Source organism: Natronorubrum bangense, assembly GCF_004799645.1.
GTDB classification, from domain to species: Archaea; Halobacteriota; Halobacteria; order Halobacteriales; family Natrialbaceae; genus Natronorubrum; species Natronorubrum bangense.
This window is the reverse complement of sequence record NZ_CP031305.1, coordinates 1,272,926-1,288,975: the sequence shown is the minus strand read 5'-3', so window position 1 is coordinate 1,288,975 and position 16,050 is coordinate 1,272,926. Positions and strand designations below refer to the sequence as shown.

Below are 16,050 nucleotides of genomic sequence, written 5' to 3'. Positions count from 1 at the left end.
GAGTCGGGGAGACCGTTTCGTCGGTTAGCGTGAGCCGTGAAACCCACGCGCAGTAGAGACGATCTATCTCATTAGCCAGTTAAAAAATGTGAATGATGAGTGTCGTGGATGACTGCTCGACTCGCAGATCCGAAATTCGCACACGGTCTGTGCGAAGCATTTGCCGTAGCTCATCGGTAAGAGAGTAGGATGGTTTAATGAGAATTTCAAGCTCCGTACAGAATCCATCCTCGTGTTCAGAAATTAGCGCCATCTGATTGCAGTCTTCCACACATCGTTTAAAATTCTGCACGCGAGTCCGATGCCATTCGTGATCTGTGAAAAATTGTTTCAACACACTCATACTATTACCATCCGCCATATATGTTAAAAATCTTGGTTTTCTATTCTGGCATTTATCAGTTCGCACACGCGCGCTTCAGCCATTCTGCTTGGTTTTGACTGGCAATCTAAACAATGAGCCCATGCAACGATCTGCTGATAAAAACAAAGCCGAGTCGTCGTCACGCGGTCGGACGATCGCGCGACCGACGCGAGAGTCGAGTTCGAACCGACTGCGTCAGAACGCGTCCTCGAGCGGCGGGACGACCTGCTTTTTCCGGGACATGACGCCGGGCAGGAAGGCTTCGCGATCTTCAACGGTGGTGTCGAGGGCCGCTTCGACGGTGTCGGTGTGGTCGCCGGCGATCAGCGCCGTGGATTCTTCCTCGAGGAGGTCCGTGACGAGCAAGACGAGGAGGTCGTACTCGCGCTCTGCGACGACTTCATCCATCGCCTCGAGAACGGCATCGCGCTGCTCGAGCACCGGAGCCGGTTCGACGGTTTCGATCTGACCAATGCCGACGTCGTAGCTACCGAACTCGAACTCCTTGAAGTCGCCAAGCACCATCTCTCGAGGCTCTTTCTCGCCGAGTTTGCTCTTCTGTTTGAGCAGTTCTTTGCCGTACTCCTCGTAGTCGACGCCAGCGATCTCTGCGAGGCGTTCGGCGACGACTTCGTCGGTCTCAGTGGTCGTCGGTGAGCGGAGGACGACGGTGTCGCTCAGCAGGCCGCTGAGCAGCAGCCCAGCGGTCTGCTCGTCGATCTCGACGTCGGCCTCGTCGTAGAGGCCCGTAAGGATCGTTGCAGTCGAGCCGACTGGCTCGTTCCGGAAGCGAATCGGGTTGCTCGTTTCGACGTCACCGATTCGGTGGTGGTCGATGATCTCGACGACGTCTGCCTCTCGTGCGCCCTCGACAGTCTGGCTGTGTTCGTTGTGGTCGACGAGGATCAGCTGTTCGTCCGTGGCGTCTTCGAGCAGCGTCGGCTCCTCGACGTCCCAGCGCTCGAGGACGAACTGCGTTTCTGGGTTCAGTTCGCCGGCTCGCGCGGCGATGACGTCTTCGCCCTGTGCCTGTTTTAATCGCGCACACGCGAGCGCGGAGATGATCGTGTCCGTGTCCGGCTGCTGGTGACCGATGACGTACTTGGTCTGTGACATGGTCGCTATCTCGGGCTACAGTTTTAAAAAGTGAGGTCTTTTCGCTCGCTCACTGAAACCGGATTTTCGCCCTCGAGCCGATCTGTGCGTGTGTTTTTCACACTCATGATTTCCAGAACGCCGGTGTCAACAGGACGAGGACGGGAATGATCTCGATGCGGCCGACCCACATCATGACGATCATGACGGCGCGTGTGGTGGTGGGGAAGCCGGCGTAGTTGTCCATCGGGCCGGCCATTCCAAACGCGGGGCCGATATTGAGAAAGATCGACGCGGAGGCACCAAGCGCTTCGAACTCCGTGACGGCCGTGCTGGCGCGGGCGGCGTCGACGACGACGAAGATCGTCAACAGGAAGAAGATGATGATCGCCAGCAAAACGTAGGCGTAGATATCTCGGACCGTCTCCTCATCGACCACGGTGTCGCCGAGACGAAGTGGCCGAACTGCTTCCGGATGGATCGAGGTAAAGAGGTTGCGCCGGAACGCCTTGAACGTCACCAGCCAGCGCAAGGACTTGATCGAACAGGTCGTCGAGCCTGCCATCCCGCCGATGAACATGCTGAGAAACAGCATGTGCGTTGCACCGGACGACCAGAGCGCGAAGTCGGTCGACGCATACCCCGTCGTCGTCACCAGCGAGACGACGTTGAACAGCCCGTGTCTGAGCGTCGGCTCGAGGCCTGTATCGATCTCCGGATCGATCCAGATGATCGCCGCGACGATCGCGCTAAAACTCACCAGCACGCTGAGGTAAAATCGTAGCTCCTCGGATTCGAGCGGTTGTCGGAACTCGCCCTGAGTGATATAATAGAGCAGGACGAAGTTGGTCGCGCCGAGGATCATAAACGGAATGATGGCCCACTGGACGATCGGTGTGAACGCACCAGCGCTCTGGGGCTCCGGCGAGAAGCCCGCAGTCGCGACACTCGTCAGCGCGTGTGAGACAGCATTAAAGAGATCCATATTAGGAGCCAGCCCGAGCAGATGGAGGGCGTAGAAGGTGGCGGCGGCGAGCACTGTCAAGCCGACGTACAGCCCCCAGATGAGTCGAGCCGTCTCGTCGAGGTGCGGCCGGAGTTTGCGGACGTTTCTGGTCTGGGTTTCGGTCTCCATCAGCTGTGCACCACCGACCATCAGATTCGAGAGCAGACCAATCGCAACGATCAGGATACCCAGGCCGCCGAGCCACTGGATCAGCTGTCGCCAGAGCAAGATCGAACGCGACTGGTTGTCGAAATCCCAACCGCTCATCACCGTCGCACCGGTCGTCGTGAGGCCACTCATACTCTCGAAGAGGGCGTTGACGAGGCCACCGACGGGTGCCGCAAACGCAGAGCTCGGATCGGATCCCAGGCCGGTAAGATAGAACGGAATCGCGCCGATAACGGCGACGCCGAGCCACGTCAGCGCAACCATCAAGAACGCCTCTCGCTGCTCGAGGTCTTGCTCGTCGCTTAGTCGCTCGAGGGCGACGCCGACCGCGACCGTGGCCACGACTGCGGCCACGAACGGGAAGGGGTTGTCACCATCGAGTATCGCCAAGACGAGTGGCACCGCAAGCGGGACGGCGAGCCACTTGAGGACCGTCCCAGTGAGGCTACAACTTGAGCGCCAATCGACACGTACTGTCATCGCGTATCTGTCTCTGTGATTGGAGAGGCATTAATCGGTTCGAAAGCCAGAGAATCAAAATAGTCGATCAACGACTGTCGATCGTCCCCAATTGTGCCGTCACTCCCCGTAGCCGTGACCGATGTAGAGTGCGAAGACGTTGAGTGCAAGCAGCATGAGGAAGCTGAAGGTTACCTGTGGATCGCCAAGCCCTCGTGTGAGAAGCGGCAGGTAGACAAACGGAAGGGCGATTGCAACCCAAAAGGAGACGAACTGCAGTGGCCTTTTGAGTGAGCGGACGGCGCGGTGAGAGCGCCGCTCCTCGTTTCGGTCTGCCTCGGGGCTAGACGGTGTGACCGATTCGTTCGAAAGCGGGGTGTGATTGGACATCGATTCAGGTCTCCTCTTCGTACACAAGACACTCTCCCCACACGTCATATAAAGGGGCGAACATTAGCTCCGTTTCGGTCCGTTTTAGACCCGCGTTTGCTCTCGAGACGATCTTTCGAAACGGCTCGAGAGATCGTTAAAAATTTTATACACGATTTTCAGACAGTATCTCCATATTGAACTACTAACACAGCTACAGGTCCGCTGGCGGACGATGCGGTCGCGTTGCGCCCACAGGTGGTGCCGTGGCGGCGAGCGCAATCGCCTTGTACCGGCGGCGACATCGATCCGACATGAGCGAACGAGTCGCGACTGTCACGCGCGAGACGGGCGAGACGTCGATCGAGTGCACGGTCGCAATCGACGGCAACGGCGTTGCCGACGTCGATACTGGGATCGGCTTTTTCGATCACATGTTGACGGCGTTTGCCAAACACGGACTGTTCGATCTCACTGTGGACTGTGATGGGGACCTCGAGATCGACGACCATCACACGGTCGAGGACGTCGCCATCGTCCTCGGGGAGGCAATCGACGACGCGCTCGGCGACCGGGCGGGCATCGTCCGCTACGCCGATCGGCAGGTGCCACTGGACGAAGCCGTCGCCGGCGCGGTCGTCGACGTCAGCGGGCGGCCTCGATTCTACTTCGACGGCGAATTCTCACAGGAACAGATCGGCGAGTTCACGAGTGATATGGCCCGTCACTTCGTCGAGTCGCTGGCGATGCACGCCGGGCTGACGGTTCATCTCGAGGTCACCGGTGAGAACGCCCATCACGAGGTCGAGGCGCTGTTCAAAACGCTTGCCCGGACGCTCGACGACGCGACCCAGGTCGACGAGCGACGGACGGATACGCCGAGTACGAAAGGCACGCTGTAGTTCGCTCGTCGAGTTGCGTGGTGGCGCTACTTTTGGACCAGTGGCTGCTCGATGTCGGCTTCGTCGGAACGCGATTCCCTGTCACCTAACAGCCGCTCGGTACCGTTGTGGGCCGCGATGTCACCGTTCTCGAGGGACGGATGCACTGATTCGAGCGTCGTCGGAGTGACTTTTTCCGTGACCTCGAACTCATCGACCGGCGAGAGAACGCCCCAGGCCGCCCCAACGGCATGGAGGACGACCGCGATCGGCGTTGCGAGCATAAAGACTGGCCACAGAAGCGGCCGCATCCGATACGCCCAGAGCCCACAGCATATGTAGACGACGAGCACCACGCCGAGCAGTATCGACAACGGATCGAGGACGGACGGAAGAGCCACTGTGCCGGGCATGAACGGGCTCACAAGCAGCGCTATCGGAATTGCCGGCGAGCAGGCCCAGGCGAACACTCGAGTAAAATACAGCGGCCGATAGGACAGCGGGAGAATACCGTCATCTCGTAGTGAGCCGGAAATCCAGCGGCGTCGCTGTCTGAACATCGCTTTCAGTGACGGTGGTGCCTGGTTCCGAAAGCGCGTGTCGACGACTCGAAACGTCACGTCGTATTTGCGGGCAGCTCGCCACACGAAGTTGGTGTCCTCCGTAATCGTCTCGACGTCCCAGCCGAGTTGGTCTTCGAGGCTGGACCGGATGGCCACGCCGCCACCCCACGCGTAGAGTGGATACCGGAGCCGGTGAAAGCCGAACTGCTCGAACTGGTAGCCGACACGGAACACCTCACAGCAGTAGGCGAGCCACGAGCCGGTGTAGACCGGCCGCTCGGTGAACTGCACGATGTCCGCATCGGGCACTCCGGTGAACTCGGTTACCAGCGTGTCCTCGTCGAGATAACAGACGTACTCACGCTCACAGGAGAGCGTTCGACTGGCCCACTCGAGTGCACGGCCCTTGTTCGTCGCCGCACACTCGAACGAGTCCGGGACGACGTGGACCGTCGCGCCGTCGATCTGCATCGGTTTTTCGGCGATGACACGCACGTCGTCGATTGCGTCGGGAACTGTATCGACGGTTCCCTGAACGACCTGTTCGGCGTCGACCGTAAGGATCCGTATCTGCACGTCCTCGAGCCCCCACTCGAATTCGCTGTCGCGTCGCCAGCCTCGCGATAACACGACGACTTCGAACAGCCACCAGAGCGCCGACAGCCCGTACAACACGAGCACAACGCCGAGCACCGCGGCGAAGAGCACTATTCCCGCATCTAGTGAAACTGATCCGAACACTCATGAATAATAGAATAACCACCAGGAATATGTTTCGCTCCCGATGTACGGGCACAGCGATGCGACGACCTCCTTACGGCCGTTGCAGTTGGCCGCGTTCTTCGACGAACTCGCCGTCCTCGAGCGCATGCTCGATGATCGCGTCGACCTCGTGGGACTCGAGGTCGTAGGCCCCGGCGGCCAGTCCCTCGACGGCGCTGCGGGCCATCGGGAACTCTCGGTTCTGGAGCAGTCGGATGACCTTGCCGTAGCCCGCTGGCGGCCGCTGTTTCTGGCTCACCGACTCCTCGGCTGTGTCGTCGCTCGAGTCGTCCGCAGCTGTTGGCTCCGCTGGATCGCTTGTCTCCCCGTCGTCGCGTGTGCCTGCGGAGTCGAACGTGATCCCGCTCTCGAGTGCCGGCGTGGCGTGTGTGCCCGCGTCGTCGGCGTTGTCGTTCGATGACGTCGGCGTCTGGCTCTCGCTCTCGTTCGAGTCGGCTGTGGCGGTGGCACGTTCCTCGACTGTGGTGGCTTCACGGGCAGCACCGACAGCCGACTCTGGAGTCATCGATCGCACCGCGTGATCGTCGGTCCGCTCCGGTGTTGTTTTGGCTGGTTCACCGGCGCTGTCGGCATCGAGACGCGCGAGCAGTGGCCCGAGGAGGTCCTCGAGGCGGGCTTTGCAGTCGGGACAGAGCACGACACGACGCTGTTCGGTATCCGTCGGCTTGAGTTCGGGCGGGATGACCTCGAAGGTGCCGACGGCGTCGGCGCCACAGAAATCACAGGTCTGGAGTGCGCGCATGGACGCCGCTACTGTTCGGACGGTCAAAAATCGTCCGTCAGACAGACTGTTGAGGATACTGTCGCATCGACAGTGATCGACCAGCGCCGAGACGAACGGCGGGACCGATCACCGATCATTATAGGGTAGCCCGCATATGTTCGACAACGAATGTTTGACGAGATCATGGAGAAGTTCGAGGGGTCGCCGAGCCAGCAGGCGGTTATTCGGCTCCTGTTGGAGCGTGGGTTCTCGGTCAACGATGACGGCCGTGTCGTTTCCGGCGGGATCGAAATCCCGAACACGGGAATCGCCCGCGAGATCGGTGTCGACCGCCGGGTCGTCGACTCGACGACCGATGTCATCCTCGAGGACCCCGAACTGCGGCGGATTTTCCAGAACATCTCACAGGTGCCGAGCCTGATGGACCTCGCACCAGTGCTCGACCTGACGGTTCTTTCGATCGCGGTCGACAACGCCGAGCAGGTTGGCATCGTCGCAACGATCACCGGCACGCTCGCAGAGCACGAGATCTCGATCCGCCAGACGATCAGCGAGGACCCGGAGTTTACCGACGAGCCACGACTCTACCTGATCACGGATCAGGAACTCTCTGGCGAGGCGATCACCGCGATTCGCAACCTCGAGTTCGTCCGGAAAATCGAAATTCAGTAGCTACGCGCCGTCGGCATCGACGCCGTCTGCAAACTCGTCGAGGACCACCGCGAGTGCGCTCGTGAGCTCTTCGAATCGCTCCATCGACATGGGATCGGTCGTCACCCAGACGCCGTGGGGCCCACGGATCACCCGCGAGAGGTAGCCGTTTTCGAACATCCGAATCGTGGCCTGATACTCGCCGAGTTGGGTGTTGCGATACGCCGACTGGCCGTGAAAGCCGAGTCGTTCATGATCGGCAAAGCCGACGAGGTCGGCCGTTCGATCGAGATCCGATCTGAGATACACTTGCTCGACATCGTCTTCAGTAAAGTAGGTAATACTGCGAAGTTCGTCACCGACGGCTGTCCGGCAGACGCTGTGTAACTCCTCCGCGAGTGCTGGGTCGATAGCCTCGTCTTCCATATGAGGTGCTACCACAATCCATGTGAATAACGTACTGGTCGCCGTATTTTTAGCCGCCGTTGCTCGAGGAGAGACAGCTGTCGACCCACGAACTGAACAGACTCACATTCTGTGGGGCACGGAGCGCGTCTGTGCTCACTATAGTAGCCACTGATCGTCAGTGCGCACCCAATCGCACGACAGCTGTGCGATCGGTGTGCAACCAGTTTCAGTTGTTGCTATCGCTGCCAGCTTTGACGAACTCGGTCACGATAGCGCCAACCAGATAGACCGGGATTCCGTACAAAAAGATGAGAACGGGAACGACGATCACTGTAGGCGTGTTTCCGTCCCCCATTTCGAAGACGACCGCTGCCAACAGGAACGTGATTGCGGCGAGAAACCAGGTAGCGTGATCCATACTGTCGCTGATGTCATACACTGTTTATGTTTTTTGGTGCCATGTTCTCCGTTTCTTCTCGAGCGCTGGGCCATGGTCAAACAACGTGTTTCAACTCGACACCCACACCGTTTCGCTCGAGTCGGAGGGACCGATGGGCTCTTTTCACCGGCGAACGCAGTGCCAGCATGGGCATTCGACGCCGCTGGGTGGGACGTCACGCATGCGCTGTGTGGGGTGAGAAACGGTGAGTCGAACCTACCAAACCGTCGCGGAGCCGGCGACGGCCGAGTTTGTCGTGCAGGGCTCTGAGTTCATCGGTCATATCCGGCCCGTCGACTCCGTCGCGGCAGCCGAGGCGTTCATCGACGCCGTCAGCGAGGAGTACGCTGACGCGACCCACAACGTCCCCGCCTATCGGGTTCGGACTGGCGACGAGAGCGATCCCGACAGTCAGTTTCTTCGGGAGTACTCGAGTGACGATGGCGAACCCTCAGGCTCGGCGGGCAAGCCAGCGTTGAACGTCCTCACCCAGCAGGACATCGAGAACGTTGCTGTCGTCGTGACACGCTACTACGGCGGGACGAACCTCGGTGTCGGTGGTCTCGTTCGGGCCTACTCCCGATCGGTCAAAGACGCCGTCGAGGCGGCGGGCGTCGTCACCGAACGGCCCCACGAGCGCGTCTCGATCACCGTCGCGTACGACGACTCGGGGACGGTGCGTGGCATCGTCGAAAGCGAGGGCTACGAGTTCGAAGCCGACTATCAGGAAGACGTCTCCTTCGATGTGCGGGTGCCTCTCGAGGAAGCCGACGCCTTTCGGGATCGGCTCCGCAGTGCGACGAGCGGGCGTGTTGCTCTCGAGTGATCGTCTGGCGTCTTCGAACAGGGTGACTACCAGGCGTTTTGTGCTGCCAGCTGTTGGTCAACTGCCTCGAGGACAGCGTCGGGCTCCTCGAGTTCGTCGCGGTTGAATCGAACGCTACGCAGCCCGCAATCGAAGACGAGGCCGCCGTTTCGCATGCGGACGTGGTCGACGTCGCGCCAGTGAACGAGCGTTCGCGTGTACGGTCGCTGTTTGACGATTCCGGCGTCGTAGAGCTGCAGCTCGGTTCGATCACCACTCGGTCCGAATCGCCATCGTCCCTCGACGAGACAGCTGCCGACCCAGAGGCTGCCAAGACTGACCCACAAGAGCGCTTGCAGCCAGTTTTCGACGATGGCGTTTCCGCCTGCGAGAACCACGTACAGAAAGACGAGGACGCCATCTAGTTTGACGGAGCCTGGTGGTAGCCACCGCCACGTGTCGATGGGGTCGTCACCGACGACGGTATCGACGTACCGGTCTCCAGCCAGCCTCGAGAGAGCGTAGCCTGTCGCGAACACGACGACTGCTGACGGGAAAGCGACGACGTCGACGTATGGCTCGAGCGAGAGGACCCACGTGCTACCGCCAACGACACCAAGCGGCACTGCTGGAACGGTGAGTGCGAGTTGGCGAGTGAACGTGCGACCGAGACGGGCCGGCAGCTCGTGATCGACTCGTGCGAGAATAAGACCGCCGAGACAGCCACTGATGAAGCCGATTGCAGACGTTGCAGCGAGAACGATCAGTGATGATCCGACCAGCGCGATCGCTGTCGTTACGAATCCTGCGAGAAGCGTCCCACCGTAGATGGCGGTTGCGAGCTGAAACGCCGTGTCTGGTGCGTCACTCCCGCGGAGACCTGCATCGAACGACGTGAGTGCAGTTCGGACAGCCACTACCTACCCGTCTCTATGCTCGAATAATAATAGTTCCCCGGACGCGGCCGCTCAGGCCTCACCCGGTGTCGGGGCGGTCACGGCGGACTCATCGCGCTCGCTCTCACCGCTTTCTTTCTTTCCGCGTGAACGGTTGTGGTTGGTCAGACCGGCAAGCATCACCAGCCCGATCCCTCGCAGCGAGACGGTTACCTCAAACGTCGTCAACGAAGGCGCTACGCCGACGACTGTGAGTAGCCCTTCGGCGACGAGCAATGGAAGCTCCGGCACCATCAGCAACACCGATGCAACCGAGTAGAGTGCTCGCCCGACCGAGGAAACCGACGAGTACTGGTAGCCAATGATCGTCACGCCGAGTGCGTAGACACCGAGGAACATCCCGACCACGGGGATCAGCACATCGGGGACGAAGAAGCCGACGTCAGCGACGTCAGCCCAGCCGATGACGTTCCACCCGTCCGACCCCTGTCGAAGGAGGAGAATCCCGGGCGAGAAGACGAACGCGAACGGCACCAGGATCTTGTTCAGCGAGAGCAAGAACGCGATCGTCGCGGTCTTGAGCTCATCGGCTTTGGCGACGCCGGCCCCGGCGAAGGCGGCGACAGCGACTGGTGGCGTCACGTCTGCCATCAGCCCGAAGTAGAGGATAAAGAGGTGGCCGGCGAGGATCGCAATGCCGACATCTGAGATCGGCGTCTCGAGCATCGCGACCAGGATAATGTACATCGCGGTCGTCGGCATCCCCATCCCGAAGATGATCGAGGCGAAGCCGGTCAGGACGAGCAGGATCAGGATCGACCCGCCACTGACGATGTCGATAAGTGCCGCGAGGTTCGGCCCGAGCCCGGAGACGCTGATCACACCGGGGACGACACCCGCAGCGGCGACGGCGACGACGACCGTCGTCGCGGTTCGCGCACCGGAGTCCATCGATTTGCCGACGAACGTCAGATACTGGTAGGCGCGACTCGAGGCCAGTTCGGGTCGGCCAACTGCTGTCGCGCTCCGGGTGGCGGCCGTGTCGACGTCGTCGGCGAACTCGAGCAGCGGCGCGTCACCACGCGGCTGTGCGAGCAAGAACGCGATGCTGACAAAGATAACAATCGTGCCGAGATCCGAGACTGCTGCGGTTGCCGCTGCCGTGATCGGGATCGGGTCGGCGGCTGCCCCGGTGCCAGCGAGCGTTTGGACGGCACTGACGAGACCGCTGCCAGTGGTTGCGTAAGCTGCGGCCTGCCCTAGATAGAGCGCTGCAATCGTCCCGAGCAACGGCAGTCGCGTCCGTTCGTTGTAGGCGGCGACGACAGCGAGTAAGGCGACGACTGCAACGATGGTGTACCAGCCGGCTCGGTTGATCGAGAACCGAGCGATCACGAGGAAGTACAACAGCAACACGATCGGAAGCAGATAGAACCACCCGGTCCGAAGCTCTTCGATCGGATCCGGCAACTCTGCTTTCGAGAGGCCACCGATACCGCCCCGGACCGCCTCGAAGTGGACCATCACCCACATGCCGAAGAAGAAGGCGAGCGCAGGCAGCGCCGCGGCGACGATGACATCCGCAAACGGCGTGCCCGTGAACTCGACGATGAGGAACGCGGCAGCCCCCATCACTGGGGGGAGCATCTGGCCGCCGGAGGATGACGACGACTCAACAGCACCCGAGAACTCGGGGGAGTAGCCCGCCCGTTTCATCAGCGGGATCGTGAACGCGCCCGTCGTAACCGTGTTCGCGATCGACGACCCGGAGAGCATCCCCATGAAGCCACTCGAGACGACGCTCGCTTTGGCCGGCCCACCGCGTTTCGTCCCGGTCAGCGAGTACGCGAGATCGATGAACCACTTGCCAGCGCCGCTCATCTCGAGGAACGCTCCGAAGAGGATGAAAATAAAGATAAAGCGAACGCTGACGGTGACGGGTGTGCTCATGATCCCGGCTTCGGTGGTGTACCAGAGGTTGTAGACGATGTTCCCCCAGCTTTCGGCCGGGATCGACATCGCCCCGATCGCCGAATCGCTCGGGACCAGATATCCCCAGCGAGCGTAGACGATGAACAGCGACACAAGCGACATAAGCAACAGCCCGAGCGTTCGCCGAGTTGCCTCGAGCACCAGCAAGATCCCGAGGATCCCGAGCAGGAAGCCGTAAGAAACGTCGTCGATCGGGATGCCAAGTGCGGCAATTCCCATGACGACCGGCTCGAGGGTCGGATACACCTCGTGGATCGGACGCACGCCCTGAATGCCAAAGAGGGCCATCTGCTGGATCTCGCTGTACTCCCGAGCGGTGTAGATGGCGGGAAGCAACGAGAGCGCGATCAGCACGACGTCTAACGGTGTCACCTGTGCCAGATTGCGGTCGACAGCCGCCCAGCGAACGCCGTCACCGAGTCGCTCGACGAGCCGGGTCAGGCCGCTTTCGGGACCGAACCGCTTGCGTGCGGCGGGCTCGATCGCCCCGAACTGGCTGGCGACGAAGCCTTCGCCCCGGCTCGCCGGAAACAGGAGAAACGCAAGCACCAGCGCAAACGTCACGTGAATCGTGTTGACCTGCAGCTGCTGGAGCGAACCGAGCCAGCCGAAGCTGTAGCTGCGGGCGGCGATCCACAGCTGGAACGTCGAAAACGTGATCGCAATCAGTGTGACGAGTGCGGCCGCTGCGCCGCGGTGGCTTCGGCTCCGTTCGATCGTCTCTAATAGGTCATCTTGTTCTTCGTCCGAATGTGCCTCTGTATCGCGGTTATCTACGCTCATAGCTCAATCAGTGAATCAGTTGTGCGGATCGATCGTCGAACGGTAGTTGTAGGGGTACCTGGTCAGTGAGTCGCTGTTCGGCCACTGTAATGACGACCGATCCGTCAGTCAGCGCGACCAGATCGTGTCGCTTCTCACCGACGACGAGTTCGTGACCGGGGACTGTTCGCGGCGCGACCACGACCTCCTCGTAGGACTCGTTTAACGGGAGTACGAATCCGTCATCCGTTTTTTCGATCCCCCCTGCTGTTGGAAGTCCTGCTCCGTGTGAGTGAAACACCATCCGATCCAGTTCCAGCGTCGTCCCGTCGACAACGTAGATATCTTCGACCGGCGTCTTCTCGACGCTGTGTGTGTACGCGAGTGTCACTTCCGTGCCCTCGTCGACCGGTTGTTCAAGCAGTTGCTCCCCGGTGTCGGCGTCGGTAACGACAAGCGTCCGCTCCGATGGGACCGCAGCCACGACGGCTGCTGTTGCTAGCAGAACGGCGAGAACGACAACGGCAATATACCGGTGAGTCGGTTGGTGCACGACTGAAAGCCGTCGGCTGTCGCGAGCCGAAGATTAGTTGAAGTACGCTGCAGCGCCGGCGTGGAGGTCGATCGGCATCCCGTCCTGGGCCGTCTCGAGGTCGATGAAGTCGGCCTTCTGGGAGACGCTATCGAGGTTCTCGAAGATCGCTTCCGTCACTGCCTCGACGACGGCGTCGTCGACACCGTCGTGCGTGGCGATCATCGCCTGCACCGAGACCGTCTCGACGTCCTCGTCGACGCCGTCGTAGGTGTCTGCGGGGATCGTGTCCTCGGCGAACCACTCGGCGTCGCCCATGACTGCCTCGCGCGTGTCGCCGCTGACCTCGACCAGCGAGATATCGTTGCTCGTCGCGAGGTTCTCGACGGAGCCGGCTGGCCAGCCAGCAACGACGAACGCCGCGTCGACGTCACCGTCACTGATCTGGTCCGTTGCGGTGTCGAAGTCGGTGTTCTGCTCGTCGAAGTCGTCTTCGTCGATGCCGGCGCTCTCGAGAATCTGCAGGGCGTTGACCTGCGTGCCACTGCCGGCGTCGCCGGTGTTGACCGTCTGCCCCTCGAGGTCTTCGATCGTTTCGATACCCGAGTCGGCCTGCGTGATGACGTGAATCGTCTCGGGGTACAGCGACGCGACCCCACGAAGGTTCGTCATCTCGGCGTCTTCGAGCTCTTCGATGCCGGTGCCGGTGTAGGCGAAGTGGGCAATGTCGTTTTGAATCAGCGCGAAGTCGGCCTCCTCGCGGTGGAGGCTGCCGACGTTTGCGGTGCTCGCGCCGGTCGACTGGACCTGGAGCGTGTACTCCGTCTCCCCGTCGACGATTGATTTGAAGTCCCCGGACAGTGGGTAGTAGGTTCCGCCCTGACCGCCAGCGTGCCACGACAGCTCGTTGCCGTTATCATCGCCGTCGCCACCGAGACAGCCAGCGAGTCCAGCCAGTCCAGCAGCGCCGCTCAGTGCGATGAAATTGCGTCTCTTGATATGTCCAACCATACCCGCTTTTTATTCATAGTATGTTAATAGCTGTTTCGATCTCCCTTATCAATGTGAACAAGTCACTGATTTCATCTGAGATATGCTTACTACAGCATAGATTATCGATGTCTCTGCTCAAACGCGTCTTGATAACTACCTGCAAACAACTCTGTGTCCATTGCTGGACCGTTTCCGGTGGACCTGCAGACATCAGACCGCTCGAGTACGGGTGCGAGAGTCGGGTTCGACCGGAAACAAGGGGGTTGTCTGCGTATCGCACAACGTGATGCGTGTCCGCTCGCTCGTCCGTGGAAACGCACTCGGTGGCGTCGGTCGCGTACGACGGACTTCGCTCGGAACCGTGCTGCCCGGGCGGCTACCGGAATCGAGATCGAATGGTTAGAGCGCTCGTTTCTGCCGCTCTGTCAGCCCCGTCACAGTGCAATAGCCGAAACCGTCGAGTTCAGGTCGTTCGGAACGCTCGGTCGCCGGCGTCGCCCAGCCCAGGGACGATGAAGCCGTTGTCGTCGAGTCGGTCGTCGATCGAGACCGTCAACAGGTCGGCCTCGGGATGTTCCTCGCCGACACGGAGCAGGCCTTCGGGTGCCGACACCGCAGAGAGGACGATCAGGTTCTCGGGTTCGGGCGAGTTCTCGATGACGTGCTCGAGGACGGTACACATCGTACTCCCAGTCGCGAGCATCGGATCAGCGATGATGACGGTGTCGTCCTCGGTAATCTCGGGTAGTTTCACGTAGTCGACGGTGATCGGGAACGAGCCGTCCTCGTCGCGGCCCGCCTCCTCGTCGCGGCTCGCGCTGATGACGCCCTGTCGGGCGCGGGGGAACGCCTTCAGCAGGCCTTCGACAAAGGGTGTCGCCGCGCGCAAGACGTTGATGATGACGACATCGTCGAGACCGCGGACGCGCTCGCCCATCGTCGGCTCGAGTGGGGTTTCGATCTCGACGTACTCGGTTTCCATCCGGCCGTCGATGATCTCGTAGCCACTGATGCGCCCGAGCTTTACCAGCCCTTTCCGGAAGCTGACCTGCTCGGTTTCGACATCCCGAAGCCGCGAGAGCGTGTCTTTTGCCAGTGCGTGGGTGATGAGATGTGCGTTGTCCCGGTCTTCGATCGGCATATCTGTACGGGCTTGCGCCGGATAGTTCACCTTATCGATCAGCGTCGACTGTGTGAACGGCTTGCCATCGGGACTCGACACCCCACCCGTCGCCGACGTCTTGCAGTTAGGGATGCTCGTCGGAGTTCATCGGTTTCTGACGAAGAACTGAAATACACCGCCGAAGGCCGGTTCTCAGAATCTCCGGTTGACGACGGCAACCCTAACTGCAGTCGTCCGACGGCGAAGAAGTTTATATTGGGCCACGCCTATGACTCGCCCAGCCGAATGGAAGAGAGCATCTCAGGATTCAAAGTTCGCGGTGACTGGGGCGACGTCGTCGAACACGGCGAACGAATCACGCGCGCGCTCCGAGACGCGGGCGTCCACGATCCAGCACACGATTACGGTGCGAGCCTGACCCGCGCGTTCAATGACTGGGAGGAGTGGCGGCCGAAAGCCCACGAAACCCTCGAGTCGGACGTCAGCGAGAAGACGGCCGACCAAGCAAGTGTCGAGGAGGGAAAAGGCGAAAAGGCCGGCAAAGGGCCCGATGAGGACATCAAGACTGCCGGCGAGAAACTCTCGGAGTCGTACGAGCAACTCGAGGAGGACGAGCCGGGGGCCGCGGTGGACAACTGGAAGGAGTCGATCGACTACGTCGCGCGGGCGGCTGACTCCGCCGGACGCAAGGCCTTACGCCGGGTTGAAGACACGGTTTACCAGAACGTGATGACCCAGCTTGCACCGTACTACTTCGACAACGAACTGATCAGTGCGAACATTCAGCAGTCGGCTCGCGGCGCCGACAACGGCGAGCAGTTCGTCTTCGAGGTCAACGTCAACGACGACGTCCTCAAAGACGATGTTTCCGATCGACTCGCCGAAATGGACGAGGAGATCGACCGCTGGCACGTCGAAGTCGAGAAAGACACCGACGCGGCCGAAGCGATCGAGGGTGCCGAACCGCCGCCGAAACCCGACGACAACTCGAAATCGACGACGAACTGAGTGACAGTCCACGCCCACACTGCGGGTGT

The 16,050-nt window shown here is 60.7% G+C and carries 16 protein-coding genes; 4 read left to right on the top strand and 12 right to left on the bottom strand.

Annotated elements, in window-relative coordinates:
• Positions 1 to 559: 559 nt before the first annotated feature.
• From DV706_RS06435 to DV706_RS06425, 3 genes are all read right to left on the bottom strand, one after another.
• On the bottom strand, positions 560 to 1,480 hold the full coding sequence (locus tag DV706_RS06435; protein WP_006065449.1) for a manganese-dependent inorganic pyrophosphatase: 921 nt from the start codon (positions 1,478 to 1,480) through the stop codon (positions 560 to 562).
• 103 nt (positions 1,481 to 1,583) lie between these two features.
• A complete protein-coding gene (locus DV706_RS06430; RefSeq protein ID WP_136350822.1) occupies positions 1,584 to 3,113 on the bottom strand; it encodes a TrkH family potassium uptake protein in 1,530 nt (509 codons plus the stop codon).
• A 99-nt stretch (positions 3,114 to 3,212) separates the two neighbouring features.
• On the bottom strand, positions 3,213 to 3,482 hold the full coding sequence (locus DV706_RS06425) for a hypothetical protein (RefSeq protein ID WP_006065450.1): 270 nt from the start codon (positions 3,480 to 3,482) through the stop codon (positions 3,213 to 3,215).
• Positions 3,483 to 3,775: 293 nt separating this feature from the next.
• On the opposite strand from DV706_RS06425, the gene hisB reads away from it, so the two are divergent.
• A complete protein-coding gene (gene hisB, locus DV706_RS06420) occupies positions 3,776 to 4,363 on the top strand; it encodes an imidazoleglycerol-phosphate dehydratase HisB (RefSeq protein WP_006065451.1) in 588 nt (195 codons plus the stop codon).
• Between the two features lie 26 nt (positions 4,364 to 4,389).
• Here the strand turns inward: hisB and DV706_RS06415 are convergent, their stop codons facing one another.
• Complete coding sequence (locus DV706_RS06415; RefSeq protein ID WP_136350821.1) at positions 4,390 to 5,646, bottom strand: glycosyltransferase family 2 protein; 1,257 nt, start codon at positions 5,644 to 5,646, stop codon at positions 4,390 to 4,392.
• Positions 5,647 to 5,719: 73 nt separating this feature from the next.
• Complete coding sequence (locus tag DV706_RS06410; RefSeq protein WP_006065453.1) at positions 5,720 to 6,430, bottom strand: prolipoprotein diacylglyceryl transferase; 711 nt, start codon at positions 6,428 to 6,430, stop codon at positions 5,720 to 5,722.
• 150 nt (positions 6,431 to 6,580) lie between these two features.
• On the opposite strand from DV706_RS06410, the gene DV706_RS06405 reads away from it, so the two are divergent.
• Positions 6,581 to 7,084, top strand: coding sequence for a hypothetical protein (locus DV706_RS06405; RefSeq protein WP_006065454.1), 504 nt, complete (start codon positions 6,581 to 6,583; stop codon positions 7,082 to 7,084).
• On the opposite strand, the gene DV706_RS06400 is transcribed toward DV706_RS06405, so the two are convergent.
• The gene (locus tag DV706_RS06400) at positions 7,085 to 7,489 is read right to left on the bottom strand and encodes a DUF7522 family protein (RefSeq protein ID WP_006065455.1); all 405 of its coding nucleotides are present in this window, start codon (positions 7,487 to 7,489) and stop codon (positions 7,085 to 7,087) included.
• A gap of 208 nt (positions 7,490 to 7,697) precedes the next feature.
• The gene (locus DV706_RS06390) at positions 7,698 to 7,889 is read right to left on the bottom strand and encodes a hypothetical protein (RefSeq protein ID WP_006065456.1); all 192 of its coding nucleotides are present in this window, start codon (positions 7,887 to 7,889) and stop codon (positions 7,698 to 7,700) included.
• A gap of 226 nt (positions 7,890 to 8,115) precedes the next feature.
• Between DV706_RS06390 and DV706_RS06385 the strand changes: the two genes are divergently transcribed.
• Entirely contained in the window at positions 8,116 to 8,736 is a 621-nt protein-coding gene (locus DV706_RS06385; RefSeq protein ID WP_006065457.1) for an IMPACT family protein, read from the top strand.
• 26 nt (positions 8,737 to 8,762) lie between these two features.
• On the opposite strand, the gene DV706_RS06380 is transcribed toward DV706_RS06385, so the two are convergent.
• The 5 genes from DV706_RS06380 to upp form a co-directional block, all read right to left on the bottom strand.
• Complete coding sequence (locus DV706_RS06380) at positions 8,763 to 9,632, bottom strand: hypothetical protein (protein WP_006065458.1); 870 nt, start codon at positions 9,630 to 9,632, stop codon at positions 8,763 to 8,765.
• Positions 9,633 to 9,683: 51 nt separating this feature from the next.
• Complete coding sequence (locus tag DV706_RS06375; protein ID WP_006065459.1) at positions 9,684 to 12,386, bottom strand: TRAP transporter permease; 2,703 nt, start codon at positions 12,384 to 12,386, stop codon at positions 9,684 to 9,686.
• 7 nt (positions 12,387 to 12,393) lie between these two features.
• On the bottom strand, positions 12,394 to 12,918 hold the full coding sequence (locus tag DV706_RS06370) for a DUF1850 domain-containing protein (RefSeq protein WP_006065460.1): 525 nt from the start codon (positions 12,916 to 12,918) through the stop codon (positions 12,394 to 12,396).
• A 33-nt stretch (positions 12,919 to 12,951) separates the two neighbouring features.
• Positions 12,952 to 13,908, bottom strand: a complete 957-nt coding sequence (locus DV706_RS06365; RefSeq protein ID WP_136350819.1) for a TAXI family TRAP transporter solute-binding subunit — start codon at positions 13,906 to 13,908, stop codon at positions 12,952 to 12,954.
• 445 nt (positions 13,909 to 14,353) lie between these two features.
• The gene (gene upp / locus DV706_RS06360) at positions 14,354 to 15,031 is read right to left on the bottom strand and encodes a uracil phosphoribosyltransferase (protein ID WP_006065462.1); all 678 of its coding nucleotides are present in this window, start codon (positions 15,029 to 15,031) and stop codon (positions 14,354 to 14,356) included.
• Between the two features lie 267 nt (positions 15,032 to 15,298).
• Between upp and DV706_RS06355 the strand changes: the two genes are divergently transcribed.
• On the top strand, positions 15,299 to 16,021 hold the full coding sequence (locus DV706_RS06355; RefSeq protein ID WP_006065463.1) for a DUF5828 family protein: 723 nt from the start codon (positions 15,299 to 15,301) through the stop codon (positions 16,019 to 16,021).
• The last annotated feature ends 29 nt before the right edge of the window (positions 16,022 to 16,050 follow it).

Excerpts from the sequence above, each read along its gene's own strand:
- DV706_RS06435 (WP_006065449.1), bottom strand. The coding sequence starts at position 1,480 with ATGTCACAGACCAAGTACGTCATCGGTCACCAGCAGCCGGACACGGAC.
- DV706_RS06430 (WP_136350822.1), bottom strand. The coding sequence starts at position 3,113 with ATGACAGTACGTGTCGATTGGCGCTCAAGTTGTAGCCTCACTGGGACG.
- DV706_RS06425 (WP_006065450.1), bottom strand. The coding sequence starts at position 3,482 with ATGTCCAATCACACCCCGCTTTCGAACGAATCGGTCACACCGTCTAGC.
- hisB (WP_006065451.1), top strand. The coding sequence starts at position 3,776 with ATGAGCGAACGAGTCGCGACTGTCACGCGCGAGACGGGCGAGACGTCG.
- DV706_RS06410 (WP_006065453.1), bottom strand. The coding sequence starts at position 6,430 with ATGCGCGCACTCCAGACCTGTGATTTCTGTGGCGCCGACGCCGTCGGC.
- DV706_RS06405 (WP_006065454.1), top strand. The coding sequence starts at position 6,581 with ATGTTTGACGAGATCATGGAGAAGTTCGAGGGGTCGCCGAGCCAGCAG.
- DV706_RS06400 (WP_006065455.1), bottom strand. The coding sequence starts at position 7,489 with ATGGAAGACGAGGCTATCGACCCAGCACTCGCGGAGGAGTTACACAGC.
- DV706_RS06390 (WP_006065456.1), bottom strand. The coding sequence starts at position 7,889 with ATGGATCACGCTACCTGGTTTCTCGCCGCAATCACGTTCCTGTTGGCA.
- DV706_RS06375 (WP_006065459.1), bottom strand. The coding sequence starts at position 12,386 with ATGAGCGTAGATAACCGCGATACAGAGGCACATTCGGACGAAGAACAA.
- DV706_RS06365 (WP_136350819.1), bottom strand. The coding sequence starts at position 13,908 with ATGGTTGGACATATCAAGAGACGCAATTTCATCGCACTGAGCGGCGCT.
- upp (WP_006065462.1), bottom strand. The coding sequence starts at position 15,031 with ATGCCGATCGAAGACCGGGACAACGCACATCTCATCACCCACGCACTG.
- DV706_RS06355 (WP_006065463.1), top strand. The coding sequence starts at position 15,299 with ATGGAAGAGAGCATCTCAGGATTCAAAGTTCGCGGTGACTGGGGCGAC.